This is a genomic window from Marinobacter bohaiensis (genome assembly GCF_003258515.1).
GTDB lineage: Bacteria > Pseudomonadota > Gammaproteobacteria > Pseudomonadales > Oleiphilaceae > Marinobacter_A > Marinobacter_A bohaiensis.
The window spans coordinates 403869-417742 of sequence record NZ_QGEH01000001.1; the positions used below are offsets into that span (position 1 = coordinate 403869).

Below are 13874 nucleotides of genomic sequence, written 5' to 3' on the forward strand. Positions count from 1 at the left end.
GAGATACCGGCTGTCCTCCGGCCAGCTCCGAAACTGAAGTTTCGGCTACACGGGCGGGGGCTTCGGGCCTTGGCGTGAGGCTGATAGGCGGCACGGGCAATGTGGCCGGCGCTTCTGAACCGGAGGAACTGGTGGCCTCCTGGGCTACCTACAAACCCGGCGAGATACCGGCTGTCCTCCGGCCAGCTCCGAAACAGAAGTTTCGGCTACACGGGCGAGGGGCTTCGGGCCTTGGCGTGAGGCTGAGGGGCGGGCACACGCAATGTAGCCGGCGCTTTAGCGTCGGAGGAGCCGACAGGCTCCTCATGTGCGACCTACCGATTCCAGTATCTGCGCCGACGGCCCTTCGCCCTTCTTCAGAAGATAAACTTCAGCTGTACTTCGGACACGAACCTGAGGTCGTCTCAGGCCTTCGGCATGGGCAGTTCCGGCAGACCGTTGTCCCTCAACAGGCTCTGCATCAGCATCTGACTGCTTTCCGCTTCGTGACCCATGTGGGCATTCAATCGGGCCAGTTCGGCCAGGGTTTCCGGGCTGCGCTTCAGGCGCAGGCTGGTTTCGAAGTACTCCCGCGCTTTCCCCCACAGCTCATTACGCAGGCTCAACCGACCCAGTGCCAACAGCAGTTCGGGATTGTTGGGGCGGTCCTGCAGCCAGCGCTCGGCAACGAGTAGCTGTTCGTCCGGTTTTTCGCCGGCGATGCGGCCGTAGAGGTTGGCCAGGTCGTCGCTCCAGTGGTTGCGCAGCACCTTGCGCAACAGGGTTTCCGCCTGGGGCTCGTCGCCCAGCTCGGCCAGGTGGCGGGCGTACTCGTGGATGGTGTACGAATCCCGGCGCATGGAGCCGGGCAGTTCGTCCCACAGGGCAACCAGAGGCGTCAGGTCACGCTCTGCGAACGCCTGCCGGCGAATGTCATCCGCGGCCTGTTGCAGCAGGTTGTGCCAGGTGGTCCGTTCCAGTTCCTGCAGTTCGTCCTTGTCCACCAGATCGCGCTTGCGCAGCTCGGGAATCAGGCGGGCCAGTTCGCGCCAGTCTTCCAGGCCTTCGTAGACCCGCCGCATCAGTTTGAGGATGAACGGATGATGCGGGGCCTGCTTGCGCAGACGCACCAGCGTCGCCAGCCCCTGCTCCAGGCGGTTGCCCGCCAGCTGCAGTTGCGCCTGGGTGATGCCCACCGCCAGGTCGGACCCCGGGGTGCTTTCAAAGGCCTTGCGCAGCAGGTCTTCCACCGCTTCGTGATCGCCGCACTCGAAGGCGCACTGGGCGGCGGCCAGGTAGTTGATCAGCGGCGTGTCAGCACGGTCCGCCGAGCTTTCCAGCAGCTTGCGCCCGCGCGGCCAGTTGCCCTCGGCCAGGGCCAGCAGACCCTGGGTGGTGCGGCGGCGTGCGCGGCGTTCGCTGCTGCGGGTGAGCCAGCCGCTGACCACGCCCTTGCCGCTGTGCAGGCGCCGGAAGAACGCCAGCACCAGTTGCAGGGCGACGGTCACCAGCAGGATCAGCAGGACGCCCACCCAGAAATTGGTTTCGATCAGGTAGTTGCCCAGGCTGATGCGGATGTAGCCGCTGTCGTACTGCAGCCCCAGGCTCAGGCCGGCGCCGATCAACAGCGCCAGCAGGAACAGGAGAAAGAGTTTCCTCATGACGCGTCGCCTGCCTTATCCCCGTCCGGGGCGTTGTCGTCGGCGGGCGGTGCGTCGCCGCTGAGGCGACCTTCCAGGCGGGCCTTGAGCAGGCGCAGGGACTGGCTGATGTCCGGCAGTTCCGGGTTGATGTCGCGCGATGCCAGCTCGGCCAGGTTGTCGCGCAGGGCGCGTACCGGGCCGTGACTGCCGTCGTACCAGGTGTTGAGCCAGTCGGCGGACTTGCCCAGGGACTTTTCGTACAGGGCCTGGTTGCCGCGCAGGACAGCCAGTTGTGCCTCTTCCAGCATCAGGCGCATGTTGAGTCGGGCGTAGACGCTCTGGTCGGGGGAGAGCAGGGGCTTGACCGGCTCGTCCAGCCGGCGCACGGAAATCGCCTCGCTCAGGGTGGCGCGGATGGCCGACCAGCCCTTGGCGAAGACATCCTGGTCGCCGCCGGATTCGGGGGCGGCTGCGGCGTTGGCGTTGTACTGTTCGACGGCATCCTGGGCCAGTGCGCGGTCGGTCAGGTTGCCGATGCTGTCGATGGCCGCTTCCAGCTGCAGGTAAAGGCCGGTGCGGTCCACCTTCTCGATGCCCTGCAGGGCCAGGATTTCCCGCGCCACCTGCTTGCGCACCGGGTAGCTGCCGGGATCGTCGGTCTGTTCCAGCACGTCGTCCGCGGCTTTCAGTGCGGACATGGCACCTTCAAAGTCTTTCTCGATCTGCAGACGCTGGTTGGCAATGCGCAGCAGGTACTCGGCTTCCGCCAGCAGCCAGTCGGTGCGGGTGCGATTGCCGGCTTCGAGCAGGGCCTGGGCGTTGTGGTCGATCTGGCGCTGCATCTCGCGGGTCAGGTCTCCCTGCTCGCCGAGTTCGGACTGCAGGGACTGGATGCGCTCGCGCAGTTGGCCGCCGCTCTGGCTGTAGTCGCGGTCGAGGCGTTCGGTGGTGCTGTCCAGGTAGTCGATGGACTGGTTCAGGGCCTGTTGCTGTTGCCACAGGTGCCAGCTCCAGAGCCCCAGGGCAATGACCGCCAGCAACGCGATGACGGCGACCACCCACAAGGGCCAGAGGCGCCGCGGAGGCTGTTGCGGAGACGCGACGGGCGCAGGCAGGTTGTTGGTTGTCTCAGTCACAGGCGTCCTTACTCGTTGATTGGAATTCCCGTTGTTCCGGGCCGCGGGATCAGTCCAGCCGCCCCAGGCAGTGGATCAGGCCTTCGGCGGTCAGCTGCTCCGGAACGTGCACGCGCTCAAAACCCTGTTCCCGCGCGGTGTCCGCCACCCGGGCCACGGGGACAAGCAGGTTGCGACGCATCAGGTTGTCATCGTTATTCTTACCCAGCGCGATCAGATTGTTCAATGTTTCTCCGGACAGGACCACGATGGCATCCGGATCAAAGGTCTGCAGCGCCTCGCGCAGGGTCTCGCTGTCGTAGTCGGGGCAGACCCGCTCATAGAGCACCATGTTGTCGACCCGGGCGCCGCGCTCGCGGAGCGTCTCGCCCAGCAGTTCGCGTCCGCCGCGTCCCTTGGCGATCAGTACTTTGTCGCCAGCCGGTCGCGCCAGGTTGGCCAGGGCCAGCAGGTGCTCGCTGCTGTAGCCGGTGGCGGGGATGCGTACCCGCAAACCGGCGGCCCGCAACACATCGGCCGTCCCCTGACCCACTCCATACCAGTTTAGTCCGACTGGCCACTGTGGCCACCAGTCCTCGGCGTAGCGCAGGAATTCGCGGGCCGCGCCGGGGCTGACGGCGATCACGTGCTGGTACAGGTCGAGCGACTGGATCAGGGTGCGGCGTTCCGGCGTGTCCGGCAGGGCGCGGCGCTCCAGCAGCGGCAGGCAATAGGTTCGGGCGCCCGCCGCCTGAAGTTCTCGCGCCAGTCGTTCGCCTTCTGGCTCGGGGCGGCCGATCAGGATGCGGCGACCGGCCAGCGGCGCGTCACTCGACCCGGTAGCCATAGATCTCGGCCAGGATCTTGTCGGCGCCCTTGGCCAGCAGCTCCTCGCCCAGCTCGCGGCCCAGGCGTTCGCCTTCGGCGCGCGGGGCACGACCTTCCACCCGGTGGATGGTCTGGCCGTCGACGGAGCCCACCAGTCCGCGTAACCACAGGGTGTCGTCGCCTTCCAGCAGGGCGTAGGCGGCGATAGGCACCTGACAGCCGCCCTCCAGGCGCCGGTTGAGGGCGCGTTCGGCGCGCACCCGGTCGGCGGAATCGGCGTGGTTGAGCGGTTGCAGCAGGTCGATCAGTTCCTGGTCGTCGGTGCGGCATTCGATGCCCAGCGCGCCCTGGCCCACGGCGGGCAGGGAAATCGTGTCCGGCAGGCAGTAGCGGATGCGGTCGTGAAAGCCCAGACGCTTGAGACCCGAGCTGGCCAGCACGATGGCGTCGTAGTCGCCGTTATCCAGCTTGGACAGCCGGGTGTTGACGTTGCCGCGCAGGGTGCGGACTTTCAGGTCCGGCCGGTAGGCGCGCAGCTGGGATTCCCGGCGCATGCTGGCGGTGCCCACCAGGGCGCCCTCGGGCAGGGCATCGACGTTGTCGTAGTGGTTGCTGACGAAGGCGTCGGTGGGATCGTCCCGCTCGCAGATGGCAACCAGTCCCAGGCCGTCCGGGAAGGTCATGGGCACGTCCTTCATGGAGTGCACGGCCAGGTCGGCGCGGCCATCGAGCATGGCTTCTTCCAGCTCCTTCACGAACAGGCCCTTGCCACCGATCTTGGCCAGGGGCACGTCCAGGATCTTGTCGCCCTGGGTCTTGATGCCCAACAGCTCAACGGTGATGTGGGCATGCAGTCGCTCCAGTTCCGCCTTGATGAACTCGGCCTGCCAGAGGGCCAGGGCACTGTTGCGTGTGGCGATGCGAAGGGTGCGCGGTGTTGTGGATCGAGTCATGAATGCTGCTTTCGGCTGTTCGGTCAGTGGAGCCGTTAGCCTACCGTTTATGACGTCAAATGTCCCGGCCCCGATGGCGTGGTATCACTTGCCCAGCAGGGCCTCGCGAACGGAACTGGCGTGCCGGCGGCTGACCGGCAGGCGCTGCTCGGAGTCGTTGAGCTGGATCAGGTGCTGGCCGTCCGGGGTGCGTTTCATGGCGGCGATGTGGCGTCGCCCCACTAGGGTGTTGCGATGGATGCGCAGCAGGCTGTCGGGGTAGGTCTGTTCCAGCTCTTTCAAGGTGTAGTCGGTCACGGTCTCGCCGCGGCCATGGTGCAGGGTGACGCATTTCTGGTCGGCCTGGCAGTAGCGGATGCCGCCAATGTCGATCAGCTCGGTGCCGCGGTGGGTGCGCACGGCGAGTTGTCCCGGGTGTTGCTCGGCGGTGGCCTGCAGTGCCTGGAGCTGGACCCGGTTGACCCGTCCCGCCCGGGCCAGCGCGTCGGCCAGGTTCTCGCGGCGTACCGGTTTGAGCAGGTAGGCCACCGCCTGCACCTCGAAGGCGTTGATGGCGTACTGGTCGTAGGCGGTGCAGAAGATGATGGCCGGCGGGCTGGCCAGGGCATTGACCTGCTCGGCCACGGCCAGGCCGTCGAGCCCCGGCATGCGGATGTCGAGCAGCAGGATATCCGGTTCGCACTCGGCGATCCGCGCCAGTACCTCGTCACCGTCGCTGGCTTCGCCACACACGGCATAGGTGGGCAGTTCTTTGACAAGCCGCTGCAGCCGTTCCCGGGCCAGCGGCTCATCGTCGGCAATGAGTACGTGTTGCGTCATGACCGGTTCGTCGTCCCTTGATTACTGCGAGTTATCGCCATCCGTGGCTATGGTACGCCAGGGCAGGCGCAGGGTCACCGTGTAGCGCCCGGCATGGACGCTGTGCTTGAGCAGGGCCTCGCCGTCGAACACCGTTTCCAGCCGTGCGCGGATGTTGGCCAGCGCCACCCGGTTGCCGCGATGCCCCGCCTGGTCGGCGTTGTAGGGGCGCTCTGGATTATGCACCTCGACGTAGACAAAGTGCCGCTTGCGATAGGTGTGGATGCGGATCTCGCCGCCTTCCGGGCGCGGCTGGATGCCATGGTAGATGGCGTTCTCCACCAGCGGCTGCAGGGTCAGCGGCGGGATCGCCTGGCTGGCCAGATCGCCATCGAGATCCCAGTCGACGCTGAGTCGCTCGCCCAGGCGCAACTGCTCGATGGCGAGGTAGCGCTGGCACAGGGTCAGCTCCTCGCCCAGGGTGATCAGCCGGTCCTGGGTGCGCAGGCTGGCGCGGAACAGTTCCGACAGGTCCAGCACGGCGTCCTCGGCCTGGGTCGGGCGGCTGGCGATCAGGCTGGCGATGGTGTTCATGCTGTTGAACAGGAAGTGGGGGTGGATGCGGGCCTGCAGGGCGGTCATGCGCGACTGCATCTCCGCCTGCTTCTGCTGGCGCCACTGGTGCTGCAGGTAGAAGTAACGCAGCACCATCAGCGTGATGATCAGCGCCGCCAGCAGATTGCGGGCGATCAGGTGGGCCGGCAGGGCCTGGGCCTCGACCAGCAGGATACGATCGGCGATCAGGGTGAAGGTGAGGACGTCGAGCATCACCACGGCGGTAATGATGATCACCACCTTTGCCGTGGAGAACCGTTTCAGCCAGCCGCGCAGGCTGCATACCAGGGCGGCGCTGGTGAGCACGGTCCACTGTACGAACAGGGACACCAGGCCGAAATAGTGCCAGTCGATCAGGCCGCTGCGGGCGTGCAGGATCGACAGCAGCAGGACGATCAGCTCACTGGTCAGCAGCAACAGGAAAACCGCCCGCACCCGGCACAGGTCGGGCACAAAGAAATCCGCGTTGGGCAGCGTGGGGTTGCCCTCGATTCTGGGTCTGGCGGGGAGCATTCTGGTCCTGTCTTATGGGTTGACCACCGGGCCCTGGCGGTCGGTTATGGTGCTCGTTTGTACAGAGGCGCCATCGGGAGTGGTACAATCCCCGGCCTGTTCCGAGGCCGCGGTGGCTACCCCGACCTCGCCGCGATATCCAGCTAGCAGGAAAGATAGACCATGACTGACCAGAACACGTCCTCCGAAAAGCCCTGGGGCGGTCGCTTCAGTGAGCCCACCGATGCCTTCGTGGAGCGCTTTACCGCCTCCGTGGCGTTCGATCAGCGCCTCTATCATCATGATATTACGGGGTCCATTGCCCACGCCACCATGCTGGCGAAAGTGGGGGTGCTGACCGACGACGAGCGCGACCAGATCATCGACGGGCTCAAGGCGGTCAAGGCCGAGATCGAGGCGGGCGAGTTCCAGTGGTCGGTGAGTCTGGAAGACGTGCACATGAACGTCGAGAAGGCCCTGACCGATCGGATCGGCATCACCGGCAAGAAACTCCACACCGGCCGCAGCCGCAACGACCAGGTGGCCACCGACATCCGCCTCTACCTGCGCGACGAGATCGATGTGATCCACGAAGAGCTGGTGCGCCTGCGTCAGGGCCTGCTGGACCTGGCCGAGCGTGAGGCCGATACCATCATGCCGGGCTTCACCCACCTGCAGACCGCCCAGCCGGTCACCTTCGGCCATCACCTGCTGGCCTGGTACGAAATGCTGGCGCGGGACACCGAGCGTCTGCTGGACTGCCGCAAGCGCGTCAACATCATGCCCCTGGGCGCCGCGGCCCTGGCCGGAACGACCTATCCGATCGACCGGGCCTATACGGCCGAACTGCTGGGCTTCGAGCGGCCGACCGAGAACTCCCTGGACTCGGTCAGCGACCGCGACTTCGCCATCGAGTTCGGCAGCTTCGCCGCGCTGCTGATGACGCACCTGTCCCGCTTCAGCGAGGAGCTGGTGCTGTGGACCTCCGCCCAGTTCGATTTCATCGACCTGCCGGACCGTTTCTGCACCGGCTCGTCGATCATGCCGCAGAAGAAGAACCCGGACGTGCCCGAGCTGGTGCGCGGCAAGACCGGCCGGGTCAACGGTCACCTGATCAGCCTGCTGACCCTGATGAAAGGTCAGCCGCTGGCCTACAACAAGGACAACCAGGAAGACAAGGAGCCGCTGTTCGATACGGTCGACACGGTCAAGGGCTGCCTCAAGGCCTACGCGGACATGGTTCCGGCCATTGAAGCCAAGGCCGACAACATGCGCGTTGCCGCCAAGCGCGGTTTCTCCACCGCCACCGATCTGGCCGATTACCTGGTCAAGAAGGGCGTGGCCTTCCGCGATGCCCACGAGATCGTTGGCAAGGCCGTGGCGTTCGGCATCGCCGAGGAACGCGACCTGTCGGACATGACCCTGGAGGAGCTGGCCCAGTTCTCCGACGTGATCGGCCAGGACGTGTTCGATGTGCTGACCCTGGAAGGCTCGGTCCAGGCCCGCGATCACCTGGGCGGCACCGCGCCGAAGCAGGTGCGTGCGGCCGTGGCGCGTGCGCGCAAGGCGATGGGTATATAGCCCAGGCCGTCGCTGCAGGCGGAACACCTTGGCTGCCCTAGCGGCTGATGCGTCTGCCATACGGGCCGGGTTCGTCTGCTAGTTTGCCCCGATCGTGCCGGTGCTCAGCTCCACTGGCACCGGCGCCAGTTCGGCCAGCGGCTGCGGTCCCGAAAGGCGGAAGCCCTGTCCGAAATGGATGCCCAGGCGCCGTACCTGGCGCAGGGTGTCGTCGTCCTCGATGAACGGAGCGACGGTTTTCTTGCCGGCGGTTTCCGCGATCCGGTGCAGGGCTTCCACCATCACCTGCTGCACCGGGTCCGCCGCCAGTTCCCGCATCAACCCGTGATCGAGCTTGATCAGGTCCACCGGTAGCCGCGCCGCGAGGCTGAAGCTTTCCACCGACGCGCCGGCACCGTCCAAAGCCACCTGACAGCCCAGCTTGTGCAGGGTGTCGCAGAAGACCGCGGCTTCGTCGGGGTACTGGGTGGCGTCGCCTTCCCGGATCTCGAAACAGAAGCGCCCGGGCGGCAGGTTCAGGCGTGACAGCTCATCCTCCAGGAAGGTGGCAAATTCCTCGTCCAGCAGGCTCGCCAGCGACAGGTTGAAGCTGCACAGCTTCAGGCGCGGCTCCAGCAACGGGTGCCGGCGCAGCCAGTCGAGCGTCTTGTGAATCACCCGCCGGTCGATGTCGCGCACCAGGTCGAAGCGCTCCGCCACCGGCAGGAAATCGTTGGGCAGCCAGAATCCCTGTTCGTCGCCGAGTTCCAGCCGGGCCAGGATTTCCACGTGGTCGCCCCAGGTGACCTGGCTGACCGGCCGCATCCGTTGGAACATCAGGGCAATGCGATCCTCCCGCACGCAGCGTTTGAGATCCTCCAGCCGCGCCTGGGCCTCGCTCTCCAGCAGTGCGTGGCCCGGATCGCGGTACACGTGGATGCGGTCCCGGCCGGCGTCCTTGGCGGTCTGGCACAGGTCGGCGGCCAGCGCCAGCAGCGTTTCCGCCTGATCCGGGCCGTAGCCGCCGCCAAAGGGGACCAACCCGCCGCTGGCGGTGGTCTGCAGACGCTCGCCTTCCCAGTCGAACACGAACGCGCCGATGTGGCCGGTGAGGGTATTGGCCACCCGGCGCGCCTCGGCTTCCGGGCAACGGTCCAGCAGCAGGGCGAACTTGTCGGCGGAGACCCGCGCCAGGGCGTCGCGCTGGCGAACGCGGGAGCCCAGCATGGTGGCCAGTTCCCGCAGGTAACGGTCGCAGGCGCCGGCCCCGGCGCGATCGTTGAAGCGCGTGACGTGGTCCAGGTCGAGGAAAAACAGGGCGTGGCCGCCGCTGGCGCCGTCCTGGTCGATGGCCCGCTGCAGCCGGCGCAGCAGTTCGCGGCGGTTGAGCAGGCCGGTCATGGGATCGTGCTGGCTCAGGTAGTTGAGGTGGTCGCGGGTGCGCAGCCGGTGGCTGATGTCCCGGGCGATCTGCACCGCGCCCAGCACCTGGCCGCGAGTATCCAGCAGGCGTCGGAAGCGGATCTCGTAGACCGGCAGGTCACGTTCCTGCTGGGCCAGCGGCATCTCCACCGTAAAGGTCTTGCGTTGCAGCGCTTTCTCCCAGAGGCGCTGGTTCAGGCGGCGTTCGTTGGGGTGGGCCGCCAGAACCTCGCACAGGCTGTCGCCCACCTGGGGGCGATCGCCGAAGGTTCGTTCGAACTGGTCCAGCCAAGGGCGGTTGCAGGCGAGGATGTTCAGCGTCGGTCCCAGCGCCAGGACGAGGTCATCGGTGGCGTCCATCATGCCATGGAGGATCTGTTCCACCTCGGTACGCGCAGCGCGCTGGTGCAGGCGCTCGGACAGGTCCACCAGGGTGCCGGCCACGGCCGTAACCCGGTCGCCGGTCAGGATGGGCCGCCCACTGAGGCGGACCGGCCGCAGACGTTGGTTGGCCGTGAGGAGGGTCAGCTCAAGGCTGAAAGGGCGGGCGTGACGCAGGCAGCGGCGAAACAGGGCCTGTACGCGGGGCTGGAACTGCTGGCAATAGAACAGGGCGTGTTCGATCGAAATATCGCAACCCGGACGCAGTTCCAGCAGGCGGTAGAGGCCGTCGGACCAGTGCACGGCGTCGCTGGCGGCGTCCAGGTACCACAGGCCCAGTTGCCCCGTTTCTTCGGTGACCTGGACCAGATGGGGATCCAGCGGCGCGGTTCCCCAGGGCTGGACGCGGGCGCTGCTGACCGCGGGCGTGACCGGGCCCTTTGGACGGAGGGCGATGCGGGCGGTGAAGAAATAGCCGTCGCCATGGCGCAGGGTCACCGGCGTCGACTCGGCGCGCCGGAGGCGGTCGCGGTGAGCGGGGGCCAGCGGGTTGTCCTCGCGGGACGCGGCCAGCCGGGCCAGGGGGGTGTTGCGCAGTTGCCGGGCCGAATAGCCGAGCACGGCTTCCGCCTGGCCGTCGGCCTGCACGATCAGGCCGTCGTCATTCACCTGCAATCGGGTCTGCTGCGTCGGGCACGCCGTCCCATCCCGGCGCAGCCGACTGACGAGAAAATCCTTCACAGTGCGGTCCGGTATGTCGTCGGACTGGTCACTCGTTTGTAACCAGTCATAGTATTTGGATTATTTTTGGTTAGTGTGGTTTGAAAGGCGACATAGATCCTTTCGATAATACGAAGTTGAGACCCAGTCCACAGAAATGGACTTTTCTGTCACAACCGTACGAGGAACGCCCGACCCCGTGAGCCTTGCTAACGCCATCCAGCTGGATTTCGACGACGGCATCGACCGCAAGACGCTCAAACGGCTGTGTGAACGTTTCCTCCGGATCAACGCCGCCCGGCGGTTGCGGGCGCGGGAGGCGCTGGCATCGAGGCAGCAGGTGGTGCTCGACCTCCTGCCGCTGATCTTCCATCTCAACCATCCATCCCTGCCCGGTTACCTGGACCAGCACTGCCCCTTCGGCCTGGCCCATTACGCGCCCGGCGACGACGAACTCGCGGCCGCCCAGCGGCTCGCGCGCACCTTCCGCATGCGTTCGGCGGGCCGGCGGCGGCCGGATATCCAGGCCCTGTTCGTGATGGGCAGCCCCGGCACCCTGGGTCATTCGGTGGCCAGCGACCTGGACGTGTGGCTGTGCCACCGCCCGGACCTCGACGCGGCCGGCATCCGCAGCCTGGAACAGAAAGCCGAAGCGGTCTCGCGCTGGGCGGACAGCCTGGGACTGGAATTGCACGTGTTCGTGTTCGCCGCCGAGGATTTCCGCCAGGGCCGCCAGCGGGTTGAGGTCAACGGCGAAAACTGCGGCAGTGCCCAGCACTATCTGCTGTTGGACGAGTTCTACCGCACCGGCATCCACCTGGGAGGCTGCTACCCGCTGTGGTGGCTGATTCCGGCCGAGCGGGAGGCGGACTACGACCGGCTGGCGGACCAGTTGCGTGACTTCCGCTTCATCCGTGCCGATCAGTACATCGACTTCGGCGCGGTGCCGGAGGTACCGGAGGCCGAATTCCTGGGGGCCGGCGTGTGGCAGTTGTACAAGGGCATCGATTCACCCTGGAAGTCCCTGCTCAAACTGCTGCTGATCGAATGTTACGCCCGGGACCGGGACGGGGGGCTGCTGTCACTGGCGTTCAAGGCGCAGGTCTACGCCGGCACCACGGACCCGGACGCGCTCGATCCCTATCTGATGCTGTACCAGCGCCTGGACCGCTGGCTGATCGGGCTGGAGGCGCCGGAGCGGCTGCGCCTGGTGCGCCAGAGCCTCTACCTCAAGACCGGCGTGCCCCTGTCGCGCCTGGAGCAGCGCAGCGCGACCTGGCAGTCGGCGCTGTTACAGACGCTGGTGGAACAGTGGGGCTGGGATCGCAAACAGGTGCGCAACCTGGACGATCGCCAGCTGTGGCGCGCCGGGGATGTGCAGGTGCTGCGTCGCCAGATCGTCTCCGAACTGACCCACAGCTACCGTTTCCTGTCGCGGCTGGCGCGCACCCACGCGGTGAAGGCGGCGATTCGCCCGCAGGATATGGGGCTGCTGGGGCGCAAACTCTACGCCGCGTTCCAGCGCAAGGCGGGCAAGGTGGAGCTGATCAATCCCAACCTGGCGCCGAGCCTGGCGGAAGAGAATCTGTCCTTCCATCACCAGTCGACCCAGGTCGAGGGGCGCGCGCCGGGGCAGGGCTGGCTGCTCTACCGCGATCTGGAAAACCCGTTGGATGCGGTCTGGCAACCGGTGATCCGGCGTGCCTCCAGCCTGGTGGAGCTGCTGGTCTGGAGTCACTGCAACGGTCTGCTGACCCGCGCCACCCGCCTGAATCTGCGTGCCGGCGACAGTGCCCTGGATCTGGGCGGGCTGCGCGGCATGATCGAGGATCTGCAGGCGAACCTGCCGGTGCCCGACGCGCCGGCTACGCGCGAAGCCCTGCTGCAGGACAGCCGGCCGCTCAGCATCCTGCTGTTCGTCAATGTCGCGGTGGACCCGCAGGCGCCGTTGACCGAGCGTGGCTTGCACAAGTTGAGCGGGCGTCACGACTCCCTCGGCTTCAGCGGCGGCCGCGAAAACCTGGTGCTCACCCTGGATCAGGTGATGCTCAACAGCTGGCACGAAGTCAGCGTGCACCGTTACGAGGTGGGCGACACCCTGATCCAGTGCCTGAAGAACATCCTGGCGGCGCGGGTGGCGGCACCCGGTCAGCCGCCGCAACTGACCGTCTGCTGTCACGATGCCGGCCACGGGCCTTCCATCCAGCGGCGCCTGCAGACCCTGTTCGAAGACGTCCAGCAGACCTTCTTCGCCGGCCGGCGCGGCCCCCACCCGCTGCGCTACGTGATCGAGATCGAGCGGCGCTACTTCGTGCTGCAGTTCCACAACGGCGAGCCCGGATTCGTGGCGCTGGCGTCCCGCGCCGAGCTGTTGAGTCATCTGCAGCGGCCCCAGTCGGCGTATTTGCCGATCCTGGTGGACCGTCACGCGCTGGAGGACGACCCGGCCCTGGCGCTGGTGTGCCGGGCCAGCCAGCCGGACAACATCCAGGTGTTCTTCCAGGTGGGCGAGGAACGCGCCTGGGTCTGGGTGGTGGACGAACACGGTTCCCTGAGCCACTGGCAGCAGCCGTTCACCAGCCGGCGCCACCTGTTGGCCCCGGTGATGCGGTTCCTGTCCAACGTGTCGGAGCGGCGCCAGCTGCGGCGAGCCCTGGCCGATGCCGCCGGCGATCTGGAAGTGACCTGCTCCGAGGTGCTGCAACGGGCCGGGCAGTGGGTGCTCGAACGCCGTTTCGGCGCCACCGACGAGCTGCCGCTGGACGGCTTCGAGTTGCATGCTGTGGGTGTCCAGGAAGGCGACCAGCCGGTGCGTTTCGATATTTTCTGCGAGGAGCAGGAGTTCAGCGTGCTGGAGTACGGCGACCAACTGATTCCCGCGGTGGCCCATTACGTCCGATCCCGGCGCCGCGACGGCAGCGATTACCCGATCTACCTGACCGACCTGAACCTGCCCCACGACCTGGATCCGCAGATGTACCAGCACGATCTGCAGACCAGTCAGTACCTGGAATACCGCATGGCGCTGGAGCGTGACCTGAACCGGGCGCTGGGCCAGGGCATGCGGCGCGCGCTGATCTCGCGATAGACCGGTGCAGCCGTTATACTGGCCCGATCACTTCAAGCGGAGCGAATGCAAGATGATCGGGCGCCTTCTCCCCATCGCCATCCTGGCTCTTTTGTTGTCCGGTTGCGGACAGAAAGGCCCCCTGTACCTGCCTGCGGAGCCCGAGACGGCCCCGGCCGCGGTTGGCACCGACACACCGGCCGACAACCGGCAGGACGAGAACGCCCCGTTCGAGCCGACGGACGCCGAATAGCTCCCGCCACCGGTGCCGGCCCGCATCGACCGCGGGCCACGCGCCGGG

At 66.6% G+C, this 13874-nt stretch carries 9 protein-coding genes and 1 pseudogene; 3 read left to right on the forward strand and 7 right to left on the reverse strand.

Translation table 11 applies throughout. The features are described from left to right. Positions 1–404: 404 nt before the first annotated feature. The 6 genes from DKK67_RS01735 to DKK67_RS01760 form a co-directional block, all read right to left on the reverse strand. Complete coding sequence (locus DKK67_RS01735; RefSeq protein ID WP_111493798.1) at positions 405–1640, reverse strand: heme biosynthesis HemY N-terminal domain-containing protein; 1236 nt, start codon at positions 1638–1640, stop codon at positions 405–407. After that, complete coding sequence (locus DKK67_RS01740; RefSeq protein ID WP_111493800.1) at positions 1637–2758, reverse strand: uroporphyrinogen-III C-methyltransferase; 1122 nt, start codon at positions 2756–2758, stop codon at positions 1637–1639. Before DKK67_RS01740 ends, DKK67_RS01735 begins: the two co-directional genes overlap by 4 nt. 49 nt (positions 2759–2807) lie before the next feature. Further along, complete coding sequence (locus DKK67_RS01745) at positions 2808–3584, reverse strand: uroporphyrinogen-III synthase (protein WP_111493802.1); 777 nt, start codon at positions 3582–3584, stop codon at positions 2808–2810. Continuing rightward, a complete protein-coding gene (hemC, locus tag DKK67_RS01750) occupies positions 3565–4518 on the reverse strand; it encodes a hydroxymethylbilane synthase (protein WP_111493804.1) in 954 nt (317 codons plus the stop codon). The genes DKK67_RS01745 and hemC overlap by 20 nt, the downstream gene beginning before the upstream one ends. Positions 4519–4602: 84 nt before the next feature. Next, a complete protein-coding gene (locus tag DKK67_RS01755; protein ID WP_111493806.1) occupies positions 4603–5337 on the reverse strand; it encodes a LytR/AlgR family response regulator transcription factor in 735 nt (244 codons plus the stop codon). Between the two features lie 21 nt (positions 5338–5358). Beyond that, a complete protein-coding gene (locus DKK67_RS01760; protein ID WP_204355706.1) occupies positions 5359–6444 on the reverse strand; it encodes a sensor histidine kinase in 1086 nt (361 codons plus the stop codon). A 162-nt stretch (positions 6445–6606) separates the two neighbouring features. Between DKK67_RS01760 and argH the strand changes: the two genes are divergently transcribed. Beyond that, the gene (gene argH, locus DKK67_RS01765) at positions 6607–8004 is read left to right on the forward strand and encodes an argininosuccinate lyase (RefSeq protein ID WP_111493808.1); all 1398 of its coding nucleotides are present in this window, start codon (positions 6607–6609) and stop codon (positions 8002–8004) included. 78 nt (positions 8005–8082) lie between these two features. Here the strand turns inward: argH and DKK67_RS01770 are convergent, their stop codons facing one another. Continuing rightward, entirely contained in the window at positions 8083–10527 is a 2445-nt protein-coding gene (locus DKK67_RS01770; protein ID WP_111493810.1) for an EAL domain-containing protein, read from the reverse strand. A gap of 178 nt (positions 10528–10705) precedes the next feature. Here DKK67_RS01770 and DKK67_RS01775 point away from each other — a divergent pair, with 178 nt between their 5' ends. Both DKK67_RS01775 and lptM read left to right on the forward strand, forming a co-directional pair. Continuing rightward, complete coding sequence (locus DKK67_RS01775) at positions 10706–13594, forward strand: class I adenylate cyclase (RefSeq protein ID WP_228160486.1); 2889 nt, start codon at positions 10706–10708, stop codon at positions 13592–13594. 52 nt (positions 13595–13646) lie between these two features. Then, positions 13647–13742: pseudogene (gene lptM, locus DKK67_RS21920) on the forward strand (LPS translocon maturation chaperone LptM); the annotation flags it as partial. Positions 13743–13874 lie beyond the last annotated feature (132 nt).